This window comes from Streptomyces chromofuscus (assembly GCF_015160875.1).
Lineage (GTDB): Bacteria > Actinomycetota > Actinomycetes > Streptomycetales > Streptomycetaceae > Streptomyces > Streptomyces chromofuscus.
Genome location: NZ_CP063374.1, coordinates 2,253,861 through 2,275,767 on the forward strand (window position 1 = coordinate 2,253,861; position 21,907 = coordinate 2,275,767).

Consider the following 21,907-nt stretch of genomic DNA (forward strand, 5'->3'; position numbering starts at 1 on the left):
CGTCAAGATCGGCGCGGTGGGTCATCCGGTCGGGTGACCCCATGCGTGTGACGGGCGCGGAACGCGGCACGGCGGGCCGGCCCGCGGCAGAACGAAGGAGCCCGGACCTCCTGACGGAGTGTCCGGGCTCCCTGCCGGGCGCGTGCGTGCTACTGGGTGCGGTTCTCACCGCGGTAGTACTCGAAGACCCAGCCCCACAGGCCGATCATGATGAGCGGCAGCGAGAAGAACAGCAGCCACCAGCCGACCGCGACAGCGAGGAAGGCGAACGCGCCACCGATGCCCAGGGACAGCGGCTGCCAGCTGTGCGGGCTGAAGAAGCCCAGCTCGCCCGCGTCGTCCGCGACGTCGGCCTCCTTGTTGTCCTGGGCGCCCACGTCGACCCGCTTGGCCGTGAAGCCGAGGTAGAAGCCGATCATGATGGCCAGGCCGAAGGCCAGGAAGAGGGCGGTGGTGCCGGCCGGCTCCTTCGACCACAAGCCATAGACGATCGCCATGGCGAGGATGAAGACGCTCAGCCACATGAACATCTTGCCCTGGATTCTCACTTCCCGGCCTCCTTGCTACCCGCCAGGGCGCTGGCACCGTGCCCGCCGTGGCCGAGCTCCTCGAGCGCGGCGATGTCGGGGTGGTGCAGGTCGAACGCCGGGGATTCGCTGCGGATCCGCGGCAGGGTGAGGAAGTTGTGCCGCGGCGGCGGGCAGGAGGTGGCCCACTCCAGCGACCGGCCGTAGCCCCACGGGTCGTCGACGCCGACCGGCTTGCCGTACTTGGCCGTCTTCCACACGTTGTAGAAGAACGGCAGGATCGACAGGCCGAGCACGAAGGAGCTGATCGTCGAGATCGTGTTCAGGGCGGTGAAGCCGTCGGCCGCCAGGTAGTCGGCGTACCGGCGCGGCATGCCCTCGGCGCCCAGCCAGTGCTGGACCAGGAAGGTGCCGTGGAAGCCGATGAACAGCGTCCAGAAGGTGATCTTGCCGAGCCGCTCGTCGAGCATCTTGCCGGTCCACTTCGGCCACCAGAAGTGGAAGCCGGAGAACATCGCGAAGACGACGGTGCCGAAGACGACGTAGTGGAAGTGCGCCACCACGAAGTACGAGTCGGAGACGTGGAAGTCCAGCGGCGGCGAGGCCAGGATGACACCGGTCAGACCACCGAAGGTGAAGGTGATCAGGAAGCCGGTCGCCCAGAGCATCGGCGTCTCGAAGGACAGCGAGCCCTTCCACATCGTGCCGATCCAGTTGAAGAACTTCACACCGGTCGGGACGGCGATGAGGAACGTCATGAAGGCGAAGAACGGCAGCAGCACACCACCGGTGACGTACATGTGGTGGGCCCACACCGTCACGGACAGACCCGCGATCGCGATGGTCGCCGCGATCAGACCCGAGTAGCCGAACATCGGCTTGCGGGAGAAGACCGGGATGACCTCACTGATGATGCCGAAGAACGGCAGCGCGATGATGTACACCTCCGGGTGGCCGAAGAACCAGAAGAGGTGCTGCCAGAGCAGCGCTCCACCGTTGGCCGAGTCGAAGATGTGCGAACCGAACTTGCGGTCCGCCTCCAGGGCGAACAGCGCCGCCGCCAGGACCGGGAAGGCGAGCAGGACCAGGACACCGGTCAGCAGCACGTTCCAGGTGAAGATCGGCATGCGGAACATCGTCATGCCGGGAGCGCGCATGCAGATGATCGTGGTGATGAAGTTGACCGAGCCGAGGATGGTGCCGAAGCCGGAGAAGGCCAGACCCATGATCCACATGTCGGCGCCGATGCCCGGCGAGCGGACCGCGTCCGACAGCGGGGAGTAGGCGAACCAGCCGAAGTCGGCGGCACCCTGCGGGGTGAGGAAGCCGGCCACCGCGATGAGCGAGCCGAACAGGTAGAGCCAGTAGGCGAACATGTTCAGCCGCGGGAACGCCACGTCCGGCGCGCCGATCTGCAGCGGCATGATCCAGTTCGCGAAACCGGCGAACAGCGGCGTCGCGAACATCAGCAGCATGATCGTGCCGTGCATCGTGAACGCCTGGTTGAACTGCTCGTTCGACATGATCTGCGTGCCCGGGCGGGCGAGTTCGGCGCGCATGAAGAGCGCCAGCACGCCACCGATGCAGAAGAACGCGAACGACGTGACCAGGTAGAGCGTGCCGATCGTCTTGTGGTCCGTGGTGGTCAGCCACTTGACGAGGACGTTGCCGGGCTGCTTCTTGCGCACCGGTTGTTCGTTCTGGTAGGTGCCGGCCTCGGCGGCACCCGCGGGTTCGTTGACGATACTCACAGGATGTTCGCCTCCCGGTTCCTCTCGTGGTCCGTCTGCTCGATGCCGGACGGCACGTAGCCGGTCTGGCCCTTCTCGGCGAGCTCCTTCAGGTGCTGCTCGTAGCGCTCCTCGGAGACGACCTTCACGTTGAACAGCATCCGGGAGTGGTCGACGCCGCAGAGCTCGGCGCACTTGCCGAGGAACGTGCCCTGCCTGTTCGGGGTCACCTGGAAGGCGTTGGGGTGGCCCGGGATGACGTCCTGCTTCATCAGGAACGGCACCACCCAGAAGGAGTGGATGACGTCCCGCGAGGTCAGCACGAAGCGGACCGTCTTGCCCTCGGGAAGCCACAGCGTGGGGCCGGGGTTGCCGGTCTGCGGGTTGCGCTCACCCGGCGTGCCGCAGGTGTAGACACCGCCGGCGTTGTCCGGGAAGTCCTTCTTGTAGCGTTCGGGGACCGAGTCGAGTTCCTTGGCGGTCTTGGCATCGCCGGTGGAACCCTCGACGTCCTCGATGTAGTTGAAGCACCAGCTCCACTGGAAGCCGACCACGTTCACCGTGACGTCGGGCTTCTTGGACATGTCGAGGAGCTTCGACTCGTCGCGGGCCGTGAAGTAGAACAGGACCGAGACGATGATGATCGGTACGACCGTGTACAGCGCCTCGATGGGCACGTTGTAGCGGGTCTGCGGAGGGATCTCCACCTTGGTGCGGCTGCGCCGGTGGAAGAATGCACTCCACAGGATGAGGCCCCACACCAGCACGCCGACGGCGAGCGCGGCAGCCCAGGAGCCCTGCCAGAGGGAGAGGACGATCGGCGCCTCTTCCGTGGTGGGGGTGGGCATACCAAGGCGGGGGAAGTCCTCCCATGTGCAACCGGTGGCGGTCGCCAGGACCAGGCCCGCGGTCAGTGCCTGCAGCAGCTTCCGCCGCATCGGGCGCCGCGGCGAGCGGTCGGAGCCGTTGGGACTCACGTAGCGCCTTCCCGAGAGTCTCGCCCGCGCGGTCGGCTGCGGCCTTCTCGCTGGTCGGTCGCCGCCCTGCGTCGGGCAGGGGTTTGGATGTTTATGCGGACCAAACCCTAGCCGACGCCCTCCGGGGGTTCGCGGGGAGGGGTGCCGTACGCGCCGCCGGGTCAGCCGAAGGGGTCGGTCGCCCCGCGACGGGCCGCCGGGCGGGGGCGGTTCCGGGCACCTGATGGGGCGTGAGTGCGGCTGGTACGACGGCTGCGGACCCGTTGTGGCTGGTCGCGCGGTTCCCCTCGCCCCCGGGGGCGTTAGCGTGGGCGTGTGGCCTACTTCGACGCCGCCTCCGCGGCCCCCCTCCACCCCGTCGCACGGCAGGCCCTGCAGGCCTCCCTCGACGAAGGGTGGGCCGATCCCGCCCGGTTGTACCGCGAGGGACGGCGGGCGCGGCTGCTGCTCGACGCGGCCCGGGAGGCCGCCGCGGAGGCCGTCGGGTGCCGGCCGGACGAGCTGGCGTTCACCTCGTCCGGGACCCGCTCCGTGCACACGGGGATCGCGGGCGCCCTGGCCGGGCGGCGACGCGCCGGGCGTCACCTGATCGTGTCGGCGGTCGAACACTCCTCGGTGCTCCATGCGGCGGAGGCACACGAGGCGGACGGCGGTACGGCGACGCGGGTGCCGGTGGGCCGCGGGGGCGCCGTGCGCGCGCAGTCGTACGCCGAGGCGCTGCGGCCCGACACCGCGCTGGCGTGTCTGCAGTCGGCCAACCACGAGGTGGGGACCGTGCAGCCGGTGGCCGAGGTGGCGTCGGTGTGCCGGGAGGCCGGGGTGCCGTTGCTGGTGGACGCGGCGCAGTCGCTGGGATGGGGACCGGTGGAGGGTGACTGGTCGCTGCTGACGGCGAGTGCGCACAAGTGGGGCGGACCGTCGGGCGTGGGGTTGCTGGTGGTCCGCAAGGGGGTGCGGTTCGCGGCACAAGGGCCCGCGGACGAGCGGGAGTCGGGGCGGGCCGCCGGGTTCGAGAACATCCCGGCGATCGTCGCGGCGGCGGCCTCGCTGCGGGCCGTACGGGCCGAGGCGGCCGAGGAGGCGGTGCGGCTGCGGGAGCTGACGGACCGGATCCGGGAGCGGGTGCCCGAACTGGTGGGGGACGTGGAGGTGGTGGGCGATCCGCAGCGGCGGCTGCCGGGGATCGTCACGTTCTCGTGCCTGTATGTCGACGGGGAGGCCCTGCTGCACGAGCTGGACCGCTCGGGTTTCTCCGTCTCGTCCGGTTCGTCCTGCACCAGCAGCACGCTGACGCCGAGCCATGTGCTCAAGGCGATGGGGGTGCTGAGCGAGGGCAACGTGCGGGTGTCGCTGCCGCTCGGGGCGGCGCAGGAGGACGTCGACCGGTTCCTTCGGGTGCTGCCGGGCGCGGTCACGGCGGTCCGGGAGAAGCTCGGGGCGCCGGAGCCCAGCACGGTCGTGCGCGAGGACGCGCTCGTCGTGGACGCCGTCGGCAAGCTCTGCCCCCTCCCGGTGATCGAGCTGGCCAAGGTCATCGGGGACGTGCCGGTGGGTGGGACGGTGCGGGTGCTCGCGGACGACGAGGCGGCGCGGCTGGACATCCCGGCGTGGTGCGCGATGCGCGGCCAGGAGTACGTGGGTGAGGAGCCGGCGGACCAGGGCAGCGCCTACGTGGTCCGCCGGCGGGTGTAGTCAGCCCAGGTGCGCGCGGACCTCGGCGGCGGCGTCGTGGCCGTACGCCTTGGTGAAGCGGTCCATGAAGTGGGCGCGGCGCAGGGCGTACTCCTGGGTGCCCACCGTCTCGATGACGAGCGTGGCCAGCATGCAGCCGACCTGCGCGGCACGCTCCAGGCCGACGCCCCAGGCCAGGCCGGACAGGAAGCCGGCGCGGAAGGCGTCGCCGACGCCGGTGGGGTCGGCCTTGCGCTCCTCCTCCGGGCAGCCCACCTCGACCGGATCCTCGCCGGCCCGCTCGATGCGGACGCCCCGGGCGCCGAGGGTGGTGACGCGGTGGCCGACCTTGCCGAGGATCTCCTCGTCGCTCCAGCCCGTCTTCGTCTCGATGAGGCCCTTCTCGTACTCGTTGGAGAAGAGGTACGTCGCCCCGTCCAGCAGGATGCGGATCTCCTCGCCGTCCATGCGGGCGATCTGCTGGGAGAAGTCGGCGGCGAACGGAATGTTGCGGGAGCGGCACTCCTCGGTGTGCCGGAGCATCGCCTCCGGGTCGTCGGCGCCGATCAGCACCAGGTCGAGGCCGCCGACGCGGTCGGCGACGGTCTTGAGCTCGATGAGGCGGGCCTCGCTCATGGCGCCGGTGTAGAAGGAGCCGATCTGGTTGTGGTCGGCGTCCGTGGTGCACACGAAGCGGGCCGTGTGCAGGGTCTCGGAGATGCGCACGGAGGTGGTGTCGACGCCGTGCCGGTCCAGCCAGGCCCGGTACTCGTCGAAGTCGGCGCCGGCGGCTCCGACCAGGACCGGCCGGGTGCCGAGCTGGCCCATCCCGAAGGCGATGTTGGCGCCCACGCCACCCCTGCGGACATCGAGCTTGTCGACCAGGAACGACAGCGAGACCGTGTGCAGCTGGTCCGCGACGAACTGGTCGGCGAAGCGGCCGGGGAAGGTCATGAGGTGGTCGGTGGCAATGGAGCCGGTGACTGCGATGCGCACGGCGTGGAATCTCCCGGGTGGAGGGGGTTGACGATTCACGCTACCCGGTGAGGGGGGTGCCGCTGTAGCGGACGGCCGGATGGTGCGGAGAGACGGCCGGGAAGGATGCGGGGGCGGCCGGATCTCCGACCGGGACTCCGGCCGGGACGTCGGACGGAGGGCAGGCCGGGACTCCGGCCGGGACGTCGGACGGAGGGCAGGCCAGGACTCCGGCCGGGAGGCGGGTTGGAGGGCGGGCCGGGACTCCGGCCGGGAGGCGGGTTGGAGGGCGGGCCGGGACTCCGGCCGGGAGGCGGGTTGGAGGGCGGGCCGGAACTCCGGCCGGGACGTCGGACGGAGGGCAGGCCGGGACTCCGGCCGGGACGTCGGACGGAGGGCAGGCCGGGACTCCGGCCGGGACGTCGGACGGAGGGCAGGCCGGGACTCCGGCCGGGACGTCGGACGGAGGGCAGGCCGGGACTCCGGCCGGGACGTCGGACGGAGGGCAGGCCGGGACTCCGGCCGGGACGTCGGACGGAGGGCAGGCCAGGACTCCGGCCGGGAGGCGGGTTGGAGACGGGCCGGGGCGGCCGGGAAATGGGCGAAGTACCGGTGGGAGGCGGGCGGACGGCCGCGAAGCCGCCAAAACTACCCGATAGTAGATCTTTCTTCGCCTGCCCCGGCGTGTCTACGGTGCCGCTATGACGAAACTCGACCACCCTGCCCCCACCCCCGCCGACCTGGAGGGCGACCTGGCCTCGCTGCGCGGTGACTGCGCACGGATGGCCCCGCACTGGTCGGCCCCCGACCGGGACGCCGCCCGCCCGGTCCCGCCGTCGCTGATCCACGGCGTGACCGTGCCACCGAGGTCGGCCCGGCTGCTGGACGCGATGTCCGACTACGGCGACTGAGCCGGGCGGCCGAAGGGAACCGCGCGCTCCCCCGCTGCGTCCCATCGCTGTCCCCCGCGAGGGGGATACGGGATACGACCCACCAGCGTGAGCTGTGCAGCCGAAGGAGCGATGCGGTGAACACCGAGCGACCCGACAACGACGACGGAGTCGCGGGCGGGACCGGCGCCGCCGAGCCGGACGACGAGACGCGGGACGGCACGCGGACCTCCCCGCAGGACTCGACGGACGCGCAGGGTGCGGCTGGTGCCGAGCAGGCTGCGGCTCCCGGAGAGGCCGGCGCCGCCCGGGACGAGCAGGCTGCGGCTCCCGGAGAGGCCGGCGCCGCCCGGGACGAGCAGGCTGCGGCCCCCGGAGAGGCCGGCGCCGCCCGGGACGAGCAGGCTGCGGCCCCCGGAGAGGCCGGCGCCGCCCGGGACGAGCAGGCTGCGGCCCCCGGAGAGGCCGGCGCCGCACGGGACGAGCAGGCTGCCGAATCCGCCGAGCGGGGTGCCGCCCCTGACGAGCACAGTGCCGGTGCCGTGGAGCCGAACGTCACCTCCGGCCGGCACGGCGCCGGGCCCGCGGCGCAGGGCGCCCGTGAGCCGGACGGAGCCGAGCCGCACGGTGTCGGTCAGGACGTCAGCCGTGCAGGGCGGGGCGAGGATCGCGACGTCCCCCGTTCCTCCCGCCGCCGCACCCCCGTCATCGTCGCCTCCGTCGCCGCCGCCGTTCTGCTGGTCGGAGGCGGCGGAGCCTGGCTCGCGGCCTCGGCCGGGGGCTCCGGCGGCGGTACGGGCTCCGGAGCCCCGGCCGGGAACGGCACACCCCCTCCGCTCACCCTGGACGGCTACTCCTCCGGCGCCCCGAACGGCATCGCCCCCGGCGAACCCGACCCCAACGGCGTCACCTACCAGGCCGACGGCGCCCTCCCGGACGGCCCGCGCTCGGCGGCCGTGCACTGGCCGAAGGGCGAGGTCACCGAGCAGGACGTGGTGAGGCTCGCGCAGGCGCTCGGCCTCACGGGCACGCCGGTCGCCGCGGGGCAGGCCTGGCGGATCGGGGACCGGGACGGTCAGGGCCCCGCCCTGACGGTGAACCGGCAGCCGCCCGGCACCTGGACCTTCCACCGGTACGCCCCCGGCACCGACAACTGCCAGAGCGTCACCGTGTGCTCCAAGACCCCCTCCGCCGGTTCGGACGACCCGGTCGGCGAGGAGACGGCGAGGAAGGCGGCCGCGCCGATCCTGAAAGCGGTCGGCCAGGACTCCGCCAAGGTGGACGCCGGCCAGGTCATGGGCGCCCAGCGGGTGGTGAACGCCGATCCCGTGGTCGGCGGGCTGCCGACGTACGGCCGGCCGACCGGCGTCACGGTCGGCGCCCAGGGCGAGGTGGTCGCCGCGAGTGGCCAGTTGACGACGCCGGTGAAGGGGGCGACCTACCCCGTGCTGAGCGCGGAGCGGACGCTGGAGCTGATGAACGCGGCGCAGGGACCCGCCCCGCGCCCCGGCATCGGCGGCTGCGCCGACCCCGTGCCGCTCGAAAACGACCGGCCCGCGGCGCCCTGCGCGGACACGCCGGCCACTCACGAGCGGCAGCGGATCGCCGTCGAGGACGCGGTGTTCGGGCTGGCCGCGCACTCGGTGGAAGCCCGGCCGGCGTTGGTGCCGTCGTGGCTGTTCGAGGTGCGGGCGCCGGGTGCGCGGGACAGTCACACGGTGCCGTATCCGGCGATCGACCCGGAGTACCTGAGCCCGGCCCCGTCCGGGCAGCCCAGTCCGCGTCCGTCCGTTCCGGGGGACGCGCCGCGCACCCGGGACGTCCGGGTGGAGGGCTACACCGCCGAGGGGCGGGAGCTGACGGTGAGCTTCACCGGCGGGGTGTGCGCCGACTACGAGGCCGAGGCGGTCGAGGGCCCGGGCACGGTGACCGTGACGGTGACCGAGCGGCCGTGGGAGGACAAGGTCTGCATCCTGATCGCCAAGGTCCACCACCGGACCGTGCACCTGGACGAGCCGCTCGGCGACCGGAAGGTGATCGGCTCGGACGGCAAGGCCGTTCCCCTGGAGAAGCCGGGGGCGCGGCTGCCCCGGTAGCCGTCGCGCACAGCACGAAGGCGGCGACCCCCAAAAGGGGGCCGCCGCCTTCACTTCGCCGTGTGGGGCCGCTCAGTTGAAGGAGTCGCCGCAGGCGCAGGAACCCGTCGCGTTCGGGTTGTCGATCGTGAAGCCCTGCTTCTCGATGGTGTCCACGAAGTCGATGGTGGCGCCGCCCAGGTACGGGGCGCTCATCCGGTCGGTGACGACCTTGACACCGCCGAAGTCCTTCTGCACGTCGCCGTCGAGGGAGCGCTCGTCGAAGAACAGCTGGTAGCGCAGGCCGGAGCAGCCGCCGGGCTGGACGGCGACGCGCAGCGCGAGGTCGTCACGGCCTTCCTGGTCGAGCAGCGCCTTGACCTTGGACGCGGCGGCGTCGGTCAGGATGATGCCGTCGGTGACGGTGGTGGTCTCGTCCGATACGGACATCTACATCTCTCCCGGGTTGTACGGAGACTGCTTGCCGACGGTTGCAACCGGCGGGGCCGCGGATTCATTCCGGGGCGGGCCCGTTTGTTTTCTCCTTGGCGTCCTCTTCATGCTCGCACATGCCCCGGCGAGCGCACAGCGGCCTGTGGACAAGCCGACATCGCCATGGGACGGGAAGGTGTCGGAATTCACGTCACATCGACACTATGGCCATCGTCAAACTGACGTGAAGCGGTTATGATAGATAGCGTCATTTAGACGAGAAGTCGCAAAGGTGTCCCGCATGTCCCGCCGATCCGGTCCCCCGGGTCGGCGAGCCGCAGAACAGAAAGGGTGCGTGTCGTGACCACCGCCCAGACCCAGGAGCTCGACGTACAGCCGACGCCCCTCGCCCTGCTGCTGCTCGGCCGTGAGGCCGACCCGAAGAGCGAGCGCGGCGTCGAGTGTCCCGGCGACCTGCCCTCGCCGTCCGACCCGGACCTGGTCGAGCGCGCCCGCGCGGCCAAGGAGAAGCTGGGCGACAAGGTGTTCGTGCTCGGCCACCACTACCAGCGCGACGAGGTCATCCAGTTCGCGGACGTCACGGGCGACTCCTTCAAACTGGCCAGGGACGCCGCCGCGCGGCCCGAGGCCGAGTACATCGTCTTCTGCGGCGTGCACTTCATGGCGGAGTCCGCGGACATCCTGACGTCCGACGACCAGAAGGTCGTGCTGCCGGACCTCGCCGCCGGCTGCTCGATGGCCGACATGGCGACCGCCGAGCAGGTCGCCGAGTGCTGGGACGTGCTGACCGAGGCCGGGATCGCCGAGCAGGTCGTGCCCGTCTCGTACATGAACTCCTCCGCCGACATCAAGGCCTTCACCGGCAAGCACGGCGGCACCATCTGCACCTCGTCCAACGCCAAGCGGGCCCTGGAGTGGGCGTTCGAGCAGGGCGAGAAGGTGCTGTTCCTGCCCGACCAGCACCTCGGCCGCAACACCGCGGTGCGGGACATGGGCATGTCCCTGGACGACTGCGTCGTCTACAACCCGCACAAACCGAACGGCGGCCTGACCGCCGACCAGCTGCGGGCCGCCAAGATGATCCTGTGGCGCGGCCACTGCTCGGTGCACGGCCGTTTCACCCTCGACTCGGTCAACGAGGTGCGCGAGCGCATCCCCGGCGTCAATGTGCTGGTCCACCCCGAGTGCAAGCACGAGGTGGTGTCGGCCGCGGACTATGTCGGCTCGACGGAGTACATCATCAAGACCCTGGAGGCCGCCCCCGCCGGCTCCAAGTGGGCCATCGGCACGGAGCTGAACCTGGTCCGCCGTCTGGCGAATCGTTTCGCGCCCGAGGGCAAGGAGATCGTCTTCCTGGACCGCACGGTCTGCTTCTGCTCGACCATGAACCGCATCGACCTCCCCCACCTGGTCTGGGCCCTGGAGTCCCTGGCCGAGGGCAATCTGGTCAACCGCATCGAGGTCGACCAGGAGACGGAGGCGTTCGCGAAGCTGGCGCTGGAGCGGATGCTGGCGCTGCCGTAGCCGCCGCGCGCACACGCGTGAAGGGGGCCGCACCTCACAGGTGCGGCCCCCTTCGTCATGCGGTCAGACCTGCGCCGGCTCCGGCTTCGGCTCCGCCGGGGTGTCCGCCTTCGCCTGCCGCTTCGCCGCCCGCTTCGTCGCCCGGCGCTCCTTGCGGAGCTCCACCATGGCGTAGAGCGTCGGGACCAGGAGCAGGGTCAGCAGCGTCGAGGTGATCAGACCGCCGATCACGACCACCGCCAGCGGCTGGGCGATGAAGCCGCCCTCGCCGGTGATGCCCAGCGCCATCGGCAGCAGGGCGAAGATGGTCGCCAGGGCGGTCATCAGGATCGGACGGAGCCGGAGACGGCCGCCCTCGACCACGGCCTCCACGACGCCGTAACCCTGCTTGCGGTACTGGTTGATGAGGTCGATCAGCACGATCGCGTTGGTCACCACGATGCCGATCAGCATCAGCATGCCGATCATCGCGGGCACGCCCATCGGGGTGCCGGTCGCGATCAGCAGGCCGATCGCGCCCGTCGCGGCGAACGGGATGGATACCAGCAGGATCAGCGGCTGGACCAGCGAGCGGAAGGTCGCGACCAGCAGCATGAAGACGATCGCGATGGCCGCCAGCATCGCCAGGCCCAGGTTGGCGAAGGCCTCGTCCTGGTCCTCGGAGACGCCGCCGATCCGGGCGGTGGCGCCCTCCGGGAGGTCCAGGGCGTCGATCTTCGACTGGAGCTCGGTGCTGACGGCGCCCGTGTTGTCGCCGGTGGGCCTCGCGGTGATGGTCGCCGCGCGCTGACCGTCGATCCGGGTCATGGAAACCGGCCCGGCCACCTCCTTCACGGTCGCGATGTCACCGAGCCGCACCGGGCCCAGCGGGAGCCTGCGCAGCTCGGCGATGGTGTCGGCCGGCTCCGCGGACGTGATGACGATGTCGCGCTCGGTGTCGTCCAGCGTCGCCTTGCCCGCCGTGGTGCCGCGCACCGCCTGGGCCACGGCCGCGCCGAGCGTCTGCTCGTCGAAACCGGCGGCGGCCGCCGAGGGCTTGGCCGTCACGGAGATCCGCGGGACGCTCTGCGACAGGTCGCTGGTGACGTCCGTGACGTCGTCCAGACCCGCCACCGTCTTGCGGACCTGCTCGGCGGACCGGCGCAGCACGTCCGCGTCGGCCGCCTTCACGACCACGCTGAGGTCCTGGCTGCCGAAGCCGTCACCGACCGAGACGGTGGTGGTGCCGATGCCGTCGAGCTTCTTCAGACCCGCGTCGATGCGGTCCTGGACGTCCGCGGACGACGCCGAGTCCTCCAGCATCACCGAGTACGAGGCCTGGTTGGTGTCGGTGCCGCCGCCGAAGGCGGCCATGAAGCCGGACGAGCCGACCGTCACCTGGTAGTCCTTGACGCCCTCGGTGCCGGCGAGCAGCTTCTCGACCTTCTTCGCCTGGACGTCGGTCGCGGCGAGGCTCGTTCCTGGCTTCAGCTCCTGCTTGACGGTGAGGACGGTCTGCTCGCCCGGGTCGAAGAAGTTGGTCTTCAGCAGCGGCGCCATGCCGAAGGTGCCGATCAGGACGACGACCGCGATGGCCACGCTCGTCAGGCGGCGCCGGGTGGCGAAGCGCAGGACCGGCACGTAGAACCGCTGGAGCCGGCTCCTGGCCTCCTTCTCCTCTGCCAGCCGGCGCGCCTCCTCGGCGTCCTCGGGGGTGCCCTTGGGGGCGCGCAGGAACCAGTACGACAGCACCGGCACGACGGTCAGCGAGACGAGCAGCGAGGCCAGCAGGGCGGCGGTGACGGTCAGCGAGAACGCGCCGAACAGCTCGCCCACCATGCCGCCCACCAGGCCGATCGGCAGGAACACCGCGACCGTGGTGAGCGTCGAGGAGGTCACCGCGCCGGCCACCTCGCGGACGGCGTCGAGGATCGCCGGTTGGCGCTCCTCGCCGTAGCCGAGGTGCCGCTTGATGTTCTCGAGCACCACGATCGAGTCGTCGACGACGCGGCCGATGGCGATGGTCAGGGCGCCCAGCGTGAGCATGTTCAGCGACAGGTCCCGCGTCCACAGCACGATCAGGGCGAGCACGACGGAGAGCGGAATGCTCACGGCGGTGACCAGCGTGGAGCGGATCGACGCGAGGAAGACGAGGATCACCAGGACCGCGAAGACCAGGCCCAGCGCGCCCTCCATGGTCAGGCCGTCGATGGACTTGGACACCGCCGGGCCCTGGTCGCTGACGACCGTGACGGTGGCGCCGGAGCCGAGGTCGGCGCGCATGCCGGGCAGTTTGTCCTCGACCTCCTTGGAGATCGCGACCGCGCTGCCGTCACGGTCCATGGTGACGGCGACGGCGAGGCTGGGCCTGCCGTTGGTGCGGGTGAGGGAGTCGGTCTTGGCCTGTGCCTCGGTCACCTCGGCGACGGTGCCCAGGCGCACGGGCCTGTCGGCGCCCTCGCCGGTGACCATCAGGTCCTCGATCTGCTGCAGCGAGGTGAGGGCGCCGCCGACCTGCACGGTGCGGTTGCTGCCGTCCTCGTCGAAGGAACCGGCCGGGACGGTGGCACCGCCCGCCTGGAGCGCCTGGACGAGGCTCTGGACGGTGAGGCCGGCCCGGGCCATCCTGCGGTCGTCCGGGGTGACGGCGACCTGGAGGTCGCGCACGCCGTCGACCGTCACCTGGCCGACGCCGTCGATGTCCTCCAGGGCCGGTACCACGGTGCGGTCCAGCCGGTCGGCCAGCGCCTGCTGGTCCTCGTCGGAGGTGACGGCGAGCACGACGGTCGGGATGTCGTCCGTGGAGCCGGCGATGACCTGCGGGTCGACGTCGTCCGGGAGCTGCACGCGGGCCCGGTTGACGGCCTGCTGGACGTCGGCGACGAGCTGGTCGGTGTTGTTGCCGTAGTCGAAGGACGCCATGATCACGGCGTTGCCCTCGCTCGCCGTGGAGGTGACGCCGGTGATGCCGTCGACGGCTGCGAGGCTGTCCTCGAGGGGCTCGACGACCTGCTTCTCGACCACGTCCGGGGACGCACCCTGGTACGGCGCGAGCACCGACACCACGGGCAGTTCGATGGTGGGCAGCAGTTGCTGCTTGAGCTGTGGGATCGCGATCGCACCGAAGGCGAGCGCGACGATCGACATCAGCCCTATCAGGGCCCGTTGCGCGAGGCTGAATCTCGACAGCCAGGACATGGGTCAGCGTCTCTCTTCTGTGGCCTGAGCAGGAGCGGGGGGCACATGTGAGCGCCCCTGCCTCCACCCTGAGCCATCGCCGCCCGGCGATCCGTCGCCCCTGGGTCCATTTCCTTATCCGGCGCATACTCCGGCCGCAGTACGGCGGGACGGGGTCAGTCCACCCTCGGACGTACCAGCCCCGACTCGTACGCGATCACGACCAGTTGCGCCCGGTCGCGCGCCCCCAGCTTGGCCATGGCCCGGTTGACGTGCGTCTTCACCGTCAGCGGACTGACCTCGAGACGCTCGGCGATCTCGTCGTTGGAGTGCCCGCCCGCCACCTGCACCAGCACCTCGCGCTCCCGCCCGGTGAGCGCGTCCAGGCGTTCGGAGCGGGCGGCGTCGTGCTCGCTGTCGCGGACGTCGCCGCCCTGCGCGAGAAAGCGGGCGATCAGCCCCTTGGTGGCGGCCGGGGAGAGCAGTGCCTCGCCGCCGGCCGCGACCCGGATGGCGGCGAGCAGCTCCTCCGGCTCGGAGCCCTTGCCGAGGAAACCGGAGGCGCCCGCGCGCAGCGACCGCACCACGTAGTCGTCGACCTCGAAGGTGGTCAGGATGACGATCCGGACGTGGGCGAGGCCCGGGTCGGAGCTGATCATGCGGGTGGCGGCGAGGCCGTCGGTGCCGGGCATCCGGATGTCCATGAGGACCACGTCGGCGCGCTGCTCCTTCGCCAGCCGGACCGCCTCCGCACCGTCGGACGCCTCCCCCACCACCTCCATGTCGGGCTCGGAGTCGACGAGCACCCGGAAGGCGCTGCGCAGCAGCGCCTGGTCGTCGGCGAGCAGGACACGGATCGTCATACGGGGTCCTTCGCTGGGGCGGTGCGGGTTTTGACCGGCAGGATCGCATGTACGCGGAAGCCGCCGCCGTAGCGGGGACCGGTGGTGAGGGTGCCGCGCAGGGCGGTGACGCGTTCGCGCATGCCGAGCAGTCCGTGACCGCCGCCGGTGAAGGGGCCGTCGTCCTCGCCGGAGCCGTTGTCGAGGACGGTGATCTCGATGTTCGGGCCCACGCGTACGACGCTGACCTCGGCCTTCGCCGCCGTACCGGCGTGCTTCTGGACGTTGGTGAGGGCTTCCTGGATGACCCGGTACCCGGCCAGGTCGACGGCGGCGGGGAGGACGGTGCCGTGGTCGGCGCGGGCGACCTCGACGTGCAGGCCGGCGTTGCGGAAGGTGCCGACGAGTTCGTCCAGGCGCTCCAGCCCCGGAGCGGGTTCGGTCGGGGCCTCGGGGTCGTCGGACTGGCGCAGCAGCCCGACGGTGGCGCGCAGCTCGTTGAGCGCGGAGCGGCTGGCCTCGCGCACGTGGGCGAGGGCCTCCTTGGCCTGGTCGGGCCGCTTGTCCATGACGTGCGCGGCCACCCCGGCCTGCACGTTCACCAGGGCGATGTGGTGGGCGACCACGTCGTGCAGGTCGCGGGCGATGCGCAGGCGTTCCTCGGCGACCCGGCGGCGGGCCTCCTCCTCGCGGGTCCGCTCGGCCTTCTCGGCGCGTTCGCGGATGGCCTGCACGAAGTCCCGGCGGCTGCGGACCGCGTCGCCGCCGGCCGCGGCCATGCCGCTCCAGGCGAAGACCGCGAGGTTCTCCTGGGCGTACCAGGGCAGTGGGCCGGCGAGCATGGCGGCGCCGGTCAGCAGCGTCATGGTGAGCAGGCCGACGCGCCAGGTGGTGGAGCGGTCGGTGGTGGCGGCCACGGTGTAGAGGGCGACCACGGCCGCCATGGCGACCGGCGCCCTGGGGTCGCCGGTGACGAACTCGACGACGGAAAGGGTGCCGGTGAGGCCCAGGACCCTCATGGGGGCGCGGCGGCGGAACACCAGGGCGGCGGCGCCGAGCACCATCAGGACGAGGCTGAGGACGTCCGGGGTGCGCAGCGCCCAGTTGACGCCGTGTTTGCCGTGCGGGTCCACAAAGGAACCCGCCACCATGCAGGCCAGTACGCCGGCCGCCAGCGCCGCGTCCAGCGCCGTGGGGTGGGCCTTCAGCTGCCGCCGGGCCCTTTCGAGGGTGCTCACGGCTGTTTACGGTACGGGTACCTCGGGGGGCTCGGAACGGGGCCGACCGTCCGCCCCGGTGTTCGTCAGCCCCCGGAGATCAGTCCGTCGTCGCTCAGCAGCGCCTGCACCTCTTCCAGGGTCGCGTCCGGGGACGGGAGGATCAGGTCCGAGGGCTCCAGGGAGTCGTCGGGGAGCGGCTCGCCCAGTTCGCGGACCCTGGTGAGGAGGGCGTGGAGGGTACGGCGAAAGCCGGGACCGTCGCCGTTCTCCATCTCCGCCAGGAGCTCGTCGTCCAGCTTGTCCAGCTCGGTGAGGCGGCTGTCGGACAGCCTCACCTGGCCCTCCCCCATGATCCGTACGATCATGTCGCCCTCCGGTGGGTGACTACTGCTTGTCGAAGCGCGGGGTGTCCTGCGGCTGCTGCTCGGAGCGGGACTGCTCCTTGCCGCCCTCGATGGCCTGCTGGCCGCTCGTGCCTCCGGCCAGCTCCGCCTTCATCCGCTGCAGCTCCAGCTCCACGTCCGTGCCGCCGGAGAGGCGGTCCAGCTCGGCCTGGATGTCGTCCTTGGCCATGCCGGTGGGGTCGTCGAGGGCGCCGGAGGCGAGCAGTTCGTCGATCGCGCCGGCCCGGGCCTGGAGCTGGGCCGTCTTGTCCTCGGCCCGCTGGATGGCCAGCCCGACGTCGCCCATCTCCTCGGAGATGCCGGTGAAGGCCTCGCCGATGCGGGTCTGCGCCTGGGCCGCCGTGTACGTCGCCTTGATCGTCTCCTTCTTGGTGCGGAAGGCGTCGACCTTGGCCTGGAGGCGCTGGGCGGCCAGGGTGAGCTTCTCCTCCTCGCCCTGGAGTGTCGCGTGCTGGGTCTCCAGGTCCGTCACCTGCTGCTGGAGGGCGGCCCGGCGCGAGAGCGCCTCGCGGGCCAGGTCCTCACGGCCCAGCGCGAGCGCCTTGCGGCCCTGGTCCTCCAGCTTGGTCGACTGGGTCTGCAGCTGGTTCAACTGGAGTTCCAGGCGCTTGCGCGAGGTGGCCACGTCGGCGACGCCGCGGCGGACCTTCTGGAGCAGCTCCAGCTGCTTCTGGTACGAGTAATCGAGGGTCTCGCGCGGGTCCTCGGCCCGGTCAAGGGCCTTGTTCGCCTTCGCGCGGAAGATCATCCCCATACGCTTCATGACACCGCTCATGGGCTTCGCGCGCCCCCTTCTGACGGACTCCAGCTCCAGCTCTGCGACAGAACCCACAGTACGGGCCCTGCTTCCATTACCGCACTGTTCGGGGACGGATGCGCTCATCCCCAAGGACGACTGCGTGCGCTCCTGCTCCGGCGTAGGGAGTAGGTGGTCCCCGGGGATGCCCCGGGGACCACCTAGGATCCGAGGGCGTACACATCGTCCCCTCTGTCCCCATACAGACGACCGGTGTTGCGGGATCGTTCCCCGCGGGACTGGGGTCCATACCCCTGGACCCCGTACCCTTGGGTTTTGTGTTCCGTAGCCGTGCCAAGGAAGAGAAGGCCGCCGTCGCCGGCAAGGCGTCGCTGACCGACTCCAAGCAGCCCCGTGACCCCCAGGCCCCCAAGGGCCGTCCGACGCCCAAGCGCAGTGCGGCCCAGTCCCAGCGCCGCAGCGTCGCCAACACGTCGATGACGCGCAAGGAGGCCGCCAAGCGGCAGCGTGAGGAGCGCCGTGCCGCAATGGAGCGGCAGCGCCAGGCGCTGGCCGGCGGTGACGAGCGGTACCTGCCGGCACGCGACAAGGGTCCGGTGCGCCGGTTCGCCCGCGACTTCGTCGACTCGCGGTTCAACATCGCGGAGTACTTCCTGCCGATGGCCGTGGTCATCCTCGTGCTGAGCATGGTGCGGGTGCCGCAGCTGCAGAGCATCGCGCTGCTGCTGTGGCTGGTGGTGATCGTGCTCATCGTCCTGGACTCGTTCGTCACCGGGTTCCGGCTGAAGAAGCGGCTGGCCGAGCGCTTCCCCGACGAGAACAGGCGCGGCGCGGTCGCCTACGCGCTGATGCGCTCCCTCCAGATGCGCCGACTCCGGCTGCCCAAGCCGCAGGTCAAGCGCGGAGAGCGGCCCTGAGCGCGACGTCGTTCTCCGGGGACGCGGCGGACGCCTGGCTGAGCGGGCTCGGCGGGCTGCGTGACGTCGTGCGGCAGGAGCTGGTGGCCCGGCAGCTCGACGAGCAGATAGCCGGGCGGTTCCCCGTCGGGCAGCGGCTGCGGGTGCTCGACGTGGGGATGGGCCAGGGCACGCAGGCGCTGCGGCTGGCCCGCGCCGGGCACCAGGTGACCGGCATAGAGAAGGACGCCACCATGCTCGCCGCGGCACGGTCGGCGCTGGCGGTGGAGCCGGAGGGCATCCGGGAGCGGGTGCGGCTCATCGAGGGGGACGGCCGGGACACGGGGGTCCACTTCCTGCCCGGCGGCTTCGACGTCGTGCTCTGTCATGGCGTGCTCATGTACGTCGACGACCCCGATCCGCTGCTCGCGGGGCTGGCACGGATGCTGGCGCCGGGCGGGCTGCTGTCGCTGCTGGTGCGCAACGGTGACGCGCTGGCGATCCGGCCGGGGCTGTCCGGCGACTGGGACACGGCGCTCGCCGCCTTCGACACCACCGCGTACCGCAACCGGCTCGGTCTCGACGTCCGGGCCGACCGGCTCGGCGCGCTGACGGCCACCCTCGCCGGGATCGGGGCGCCGCTGCACGTCTGGTACGGGGTGCGGGTCTTCACGGACACGGCGGCGGACGGCGCCGAGGTGCCGGCCGACGTGGAGACGCTGCTGGCGGTGGAGGAGCGGGCCGGGCGGACGGACCCGTACCGGGGGGTCGCGGCGATGCTGCACCTGTGCGGGGTGCGCGGCTGAGCCCGTTCGGGCGTACAGCGCGGGCCCGGGACACGACCCGGAAGCCAGACTCGGGTCATGGAAGCTCACCCTCTTCGGGCGCCGCGCCTCGTCGCGGGTCTGTCGTGCTGCCTCGTCCTCGTCTGCGGCTGCACCTCCGGCGGATCGGCGCAGCGGACCGAGCGGACGACGGAACAGGCCGGGGTGCCGGTGGCGGCGAACGACCTGCAGAACGACTACCAGCGCGTGATCAAGGACGTGCTGCCGTCGGTCGTCCAGGTCCAGGCCCGCAACGCCCTCGGCTCCGGGGTCGTGTACGACGACAAGGGCCACATCGTCACGAACGCGCACGTCGTCGGTGAACAGCGACGGTTGCAGGTGACGACGGCCAACAGCGAGGAGGAGATCGACGCCCGGCTCGTCTTCTCCTACCCCGAGCAGGACCTGGCCGTGCTGCAGCTGGATCGGCCCCCCGAGGGGCTGCGGCCGGCGACGTTCGGGGACTCCTCGAAGGTCGAGGTGGGGCAGATCGTGCTGGCAATGGGATCGCCCCTCGGGCTGTCGTCGAGCGTGACGCAGGGGATCGTGTCGGCGACCGGGCGGACCGTCACGTCGTCCGGCGACAGCGAGGACGGCGGTACGGGGGCGACGATCGCCAACATGGTGCAGACGTCGGCGGCGATCAACCCCGGCAACAGCGGGGGCGCGCTGGTCGACCTGGACGGGCAGGTCGTCGGCATCCCGACGCTGGGCGCGACCGACCCCGGCCTCGGGGAGGGCGCGGCGCCCGGCATCGGGTTCGCGATCCCGGCGTCGACGGTGCGGACCATCGCCGACCAGATCGTGCGGGACGGCCGGGTCACCGACTCGGGGCGGGCGGCGCTCGGCATCACGGGCCGCACCGTCGTCGACGACGACTACCGGCCCGCCGGGGTGGCCGTCGCCGAGGTGCGCGCCGGCGGGGCGGCGGCCGAGGCCGGGATCGAGCCCGGCGACGTCATCACCGGGTTGGGTGACACGGACATCACCTCCATCACCTCGCTCGCCGAGGCGCTGGCCGCGCTGGGGCCGGGCGACCGGACGACGGTGACGTTCACGCGCGACGGCAAGGAGCGGACCGTGGACGTGACGCTGGGCGAGCAGTAGAGACCGCCGACGGGGCACCGGGCCGGCCGCGGCGGACCCGTCCACGGGGCGCCCGACCGGCGATGGCGCACCCGTCCACGGGGCGCCGGACGACCGCGGACCCCGTCAACGGCCGCCGGACGAGCGGTGAGAAGGGCGGCCGGCGTGGCCGCCCCGCCCCTCAGCCCTGGTCCGCGTGCAGGCTCATCGGCCCGTAGATCTCGGTGGTGTCCTCGAACAGCCGTACCTGGTCCGCGCCGCCGGCGAGCAGTTCCTTCCAGTGCTCCCCGAGCCAGGACTCGGCGTCCCCCTGCGTGGTGAACTCCTCGGGCTGCACCGCCGGCTGGACCTCCGTCCCGTCGGCCGTCTCGAACCGCCACGTCCATGCCACCATGTACGCCTCCCAGCTGTCGGCACCTGCAGAGCGGACCGGATCCAGGTCCGGTTCCCGTGCCGAGCCTATGCGGTCCGCCGGGTGAGCCGTCATCAGACCGCGGGTGATCGGTCGGACCCCGAGTGCCGCTCGTTTCGCCCCGCGGGCCCGGAGGCCGGTGGCGGGCCGGGTACGGCCACGGCCCCTGCCCGTGAGGGCGTCGCGGACGCGCGGGACGAGCGGTTCGCCACGCCTGTCGGGGTGGCCCGGACGCGCATGGCGGGCAGTGACCGGCGAAAATCGGATCGTGGAACTGACTCTGCTCGGCACCGGCGCCCCCGCGGGACTCCCCCGCTCCGACTGTCCGTGCGCGGCGTGCGCGACCGCGCTGGGCGCGGACGCCCGGGCGGCCACGGCCGTGCTGGTGGACGGCGCGCTGCTGCTCGACCTGACGCCCGGGGCGGCGTTCGCGGCGGCACGGGCGGGACGGTCCCTGGCGGGGGTGCGCCAGGTGCTGCTGTCGCACCCCCACAACGGGCCGCCGCTGGAGGTGCCGGCCGGGCTGCCGCAGCCGGGGCGGGTGCCCGACGGACGGGAGTTGGCGCTGCTGACGGGGCATCGGGTGCGGGCGCTGGCGATGGACTCGCCGGGCACGGGGTACGCCATGACCGGGCCGGACGGGCAGCGGTTGCTGTACCTGCCGCCGGGGTGTGCGCCGGCCGGGCTGGAGGAGGGGGGCGTGGCGGCGGGGCCGTACGACATGGTGCTCGCGGACGTCGTGGGGCGGCCGGACGCGCTGGCGCGGCTGCGGTCGGTGGGGGCGGTCGGGCCCACGACGGACGTTCTCGCCGTCCACCTGGACCACGACGTGCCGCCGGGACCGGAGTTGCGGCGGCGGCTCGCCGCGGCGGGGGCGCGGGCGGTGCCGGACGGAACGACCCTGGCGGTCGGGGCGTACGAGGAGGTGCCCGACGTGCCGCGGCGGACGCTGGTGCTGGGGGGTGCGCGGTCGGGCAAGTCGGTGGAGGCGGAGCGGCGGCTGCAGGCGTTCCCCGACGTGCTGTACGTCGCGACGGGCGGCACCCGCAACGGGGACGGCGAGTGGGCCGAGCGGGTGGCCGCGCACCGGGAGCGGCGGCCGGGGTCGTGGCGCACGGTGGAGACGTGCGACCTGGTGCCGCTGCTCGGGGAGGACGGGCCGCCGCTGCTGATCGACTGTCTGTCGCTGTGGCTGACGGACGCGATGGACTCCGTCGACGCGTGGGACGACGCGGAGTGGGCCGACGGCGGTGAGAAGGCGCTGCGCGAGCGGGTGCGCTCGCTGGCGGAGGCCGTGCGCGGCACGCGGCGGGTGGTGGTCGCCGTGTCGAACGAGGTGGGCTCGGGCATCGTCCCGGCCACGGCGTCCGGGCGCCGGTACCGGGACGAACTCGGGCGTCTGAACGCGGCGTTCGCGGCCGAGTGCGAGCACGTGCTGCTGGTCGTGGCGGGCCAGGCCCTGGTGCTGCGGGGGTGAGGCGGGCCGCC

The 21,907-nt window shown here is 72.0% G+C and carries 19 protein-coding genes; 8 read left to right on the top strand and 11 right to left on the bottom strand.

All coding sequences use genetic code 11. The features are described from left to right. Nucleotides 1–149: 149 nt before the first annotated feature. The 3 genes from IPT68_RS10130 to ctaC are packed head-to-tail and all read right to left on the bottom strand — an operon-like array spanning nucleotide 150 to nucleotide 3,234. Entirely contained in the window at nucleotides 150–548 is a 399-nt protein-coding gene (locus tag IPT68_RS10130) for a cytochrome c oxidase subunit 4 (RefSeq protein ID WP_189696981.1), read from the bottom strand. Further along, a complete protein-coding gene (gene ctaD, locus IPT68_RS10135) occupies nucleotides 545–2,278 on the bottom strand; it encodes an aa3-type cytochrome oxidase subunit I (RefSeq protein WP_189696980.1) in 1,734 nt (577 codons plus the stop codon). Before ctaD ends, IPT68_RS10130 begins: the two co-directional genes overlap by 4 nt. Continuing rightward, a complete protein-coding gene (gene ctaC / locus IPT68_RS10140) occupies nucleotides 2,275–3,234 on the bottom strand; it encodes an aa3-type cytochrome oxidase subunit II (RefSeq protein WP_189696979.1) in 960 nt (319 codons plus the stop codon). The genes ctaD and ctaC overlap by 4 nt, the downstream gene beginning before the upstream one ends. A 315-nt stretch (nucleotides 3,235–3,549) precedes the next feature. Here ctaC and IPT68_RS10145 point away from each other — a divergent pair, with 315 nt between their 5' ends. After that, the gene (locus IPT68_RS10145; RefSeq protein WP_189696978.1) at nucleotides 3,550–4,926 is read left to right on the top strand and encodes a cysteine desulfurase/sulfurtransferase TusA family protein; all 1,377 of its coding nucleotides are present in this window, start codon (nucleotides 3,550–3,552) and stop codon (nucleotides 4,924–4,926) included. Here the strand turns inward: IPT68_RS10145 and IPT68_RS10150 are convergent, their stop codons facing one another. Further along, nucleotides 4,927–5,901 (bottom strand): carbohydrate kinase family protein, encoded by a 975-nt coding sequence (locus IPT68_RS10150; RefSeq protein WP_189696977.1) that lies wholly within the window; start codon nucleotides 5,899–5,901, stop codon nucleotides 4,927–4,929. Between the two features lie 680 nt (nucleotides 5,902–6,581). On the opposite strand from IPT68_RS10150, the gene IPT68_RS10155 reads away from it, so the two are divergent. Together IPT68_RS10155 and IPT68_RS10160 are read left to right on the top strand one after the other, a co-directional pair. Then, nucleotides 6,582–6,791, top strand: coding sequence for a hypothetical protein (locus IPT68_RS10155; RefSeq protein ID WP_189696976.1), 210 nt, complete (start codon nucleotides 6,582–6,584; stop codon nucleotides 6,789–6,791). 116 nt (nucleotides 6,792–6,907) lie between these two features. Further along, nucleotides 6,908–8,866 (top strand): hypothetical protein, encoded by a 1,959-nt coding sequence (locus tag IPT68_RS10160; protein ID WP_228040344.1) that lies wholly within the window; start codon nucleotides 6,908–6,910, stop codon nucleotides 8,864–8,866. A 72-nt stretch (nucleotides 8,867–8,938) separates the two neighbouring features. Here IPT68_RS10160 and IPT68_RS10165 read toward each other — a convergent pair whose 3' ends face one another. Then, nucleotides 8,939–9,295: a HesB/IscA family protein gene (locus IPT68_RS10165; protein ID WP_189696975.1), complete on the bottom strand. Its 357-nt coding sequence runs from the start codon at nucleotides 9,293–9,295 to the stop codon at nucleotides 8,939–8,941. 342 nt (nucleotides 9,296–9,637) lie between these two features. On the opposite strand from IPT68_RS10165, the gene nadA reads away from it, so the two are divergent. Then, on the top strand, nucleotides 9,638–10,822 hold the full coding sequence (gene nadA / locus IPT68_RS10170) for a quinolinate synthase NadA (protein ID WP_189696974.1): 1,185 nt from the start codon (nucleotides 9,638–9,640) through the stop codon (nucleotides 10,820–10,822). Between the two features lie 63 nt (nucleotides 10,823–10,885). Here nadA and IPT68_RS10175 read toward each other — a convergent pair whose 3' ends face one another. The 5 genes from IPT68_RS10175 to IPT68_RS10195 form a co-directional block, all read right to left on the bottom strand. After that, nucleotides 10,886–13,999, bottom strand: coding sequence for an efflux RND transporter permease subunit (locus tag IPT68_RS10175; protein WP_189696973.1), 3,114 nt, complete (start codon nucleotides 13,997–13,999; stop codon nucleotides 10,886–10,888). A 155-nt stretch (nucleotides 14,000–14,154) separates the two neighbouring features. Then, the gene (locus IPT68_RS10180; RefSeq protein WP_189696972.1) at nucleotides 14,155–14,841 is read right to left on the bottom strand and encodes a response regulator; all 687 of its coding nucleotides are present in this window, start codon (nucleotides 14,839–14,841) and stop codon (nucleotides 14,155–14,157) included. Next, a complete protein-coding gene (locus tag IPT68_RS10185) occupies nucleotides 14,838–16,058 on the bottom strand; it encodes a sensor histidine kinase (RefSeq protein WP_189696971.1) in 1,221 nt (406 codons plus the stop codon). Before IPT68_RS10185 ends, IPT68_RS10180 begins: the two co-directional genes overlap by 4 nt. A gap of 65 nt (nucleotides 16,059–16,123) precedes the next feature. Beyond that, nucleotides 16,124–16,405, bottom strand: coding sequence for a PspA-associated protein PspAA (gene pspAA, locus IPT68_RS10190; RefSeq protein ID WP_189696970.1), 282 nt, complete (start codon nucleotides 16,403–16,405; stop codon nucleotides 16,124–16,126). 19 nt (nucleotides 16,406–16,424) lie between these two features. Continuing rightward, nucleotides 16,425–17,198, bottom strand: coding sequence for a PspA/IM30 family protein (locus tag IPT68_RS10195; RefSeq protein WP_229818349.1), 774 nt, complete (start codon nucleotides 17,196–17,198; stop codon nucleotides 16,425–16,427). 242 nt (nucleotides 17,199–17,440) lie between these two features. On the opposite strand from IPT68_RS10195, the gene IPT68_RS10200 reads away from it, so the two are divergent. The 3 genes from IPT68_RS10200 to IPT68_RS10210 all read left to right on the top strand — a co-directional run bounded on the left by IPT68_RS10200 (nucleotide 17,441) and on the right by IPT68_RS10210 (nucleotide 20,028). Then, nucleotides 17,441–18,118 (top strand): DUF3043 domain-containing protein, encoded by a 678-nt coding sequence (locus IPT68_RS10200; protein ID WP_189697083.1) that lies wholly within the window; start codon nucleotides 17,441–17,443, stop codon nucleotides 18,116–18,118. A gap of 83 nt (nucleotides 18,119–18,201) precedes the next feature. Further along, nucleotides 18,202–18,903, top strand: a complete 702-nt coding sequence (locus IPT68_RS10205; RefSeq protein WP_189697082.1) for a class I SAM-dependent methyltransferase — start codon at nucleotides 18,202–18,204, stop codon at nucleotides 18,901–18,903. A 57-nt stretch (nucleotides 18,904–18,960) separates the two neighbouring features. Beyond that, nucleotides 18,961–20,028 carry a S1C family serine protease gene (locus tag IPT68_RS10210; RefSeq protein ID WP_189696968.1) on the top strand — a complete coding sequence of 356 codons (1,068 nt, stop codon included), beginning with the start codon at nucleotides 18,961–18,963 and terminating at the stop codon, nucleotides 20,026–20,028. Between the two features lie 160 nt (nucleotides 20,029–20,188). Here IPT68_RS10210 and IPT68_RS10215 read toward each other — a convergent pair whose 3' ends face one another. Next, the gene (locus IPT68_RS10215; RefSeq protein ID WP_189697081.1) at nucleotides 20,189–20,401 is read right to left on the bottom strand and encodes a hypothetical protein; all 213 of its coding nucleotides are present in this window, start codon (nucleotides 20,399–20,401) and stop codon (nucleotides 20,189–20,191) included. Between the two features lie 286 nt (nucleotides 20,402–20,687). Here IPT68_RS10215 and IPT68_RS10220 point away from each other — a divergent pair, with 286 nt between their 5' ends. Further along, nucleotides 20,688–21,896, top strand: coding sequence for a bifunctional adenosylcobinamide kinase/adenosylcobinamide-phosphate guanylyltransferase (locus IPT68_RS10220; protein WP_189696967.1), 1,209 nt, complete (start codon nucleotides 20,688–20,690; stop codon nucleotides 21,894–21,896). Nucleotides 21,897–21,907 lie beyond the last annotated feature (11 nt).

Excerpts from the sequence above, each read along its gene's own strand:
- IPT68_RS10155 (WP_189696976.1), top strand. The coding sequence starts at position 6,582 with ATGACGAAACTCGACCACCCTGCCCCCACCCCCGCCGACCTGGAGGGC.
- IPT68_RS10165 (WP_189696975.1), bottom strand. The coding sequence starts at position 9,295 with ATGTCCGTATCGGACGAGACCACCACCGTCACCGACGGCATCATCCTG.
- IPT68_RS10175 (WP_189696973.1), bottom strand. The coding sequence starts at position 13,999 with ATGTCCTGGCTGTCGAGATTCAGCCTCGCGCAACGGGCCCTGATAGGG.
- IPT68_RS10180 (WP_189696972.1), bottom strand. The coding sequence starts at position 14,841 with ATGACGATCCGTGTCCTGCTCGCCGACGACCAGGCGCTGCTGCGCAGC.
- pspAA (WP_189696970.1), bottom strand. The coding sequence starts at position 16,405 with ATGATCGTACGGATCATGGGGGAGGGCCAGGTGAGGCTGTCCGACAGC.
- IPT68_RS10195 (WP_229818349.1), bottom strand. The coding sequence starts at position 17,198 with ATGGGGATGATCTTCCGCGCGAAGGCGAACAAGGCCCTTGACCGGGCC.
- IPT68_RS10210 (WP_189696968.1), top strand. The coding sequence starts at position 18,961 with ATGGAAGCTCACCCTCTTCGGGCGCCGCGCCTCGTCGCGGGTCTGTCG.
- IPT68_RS10215 (WP_189697081.1), bottom strand. The coding sequence starts at position 20,401 with ATGGTGGCATGGACGTGGCGGTTCGAGACGGCCGACGGGACGGAGGTC.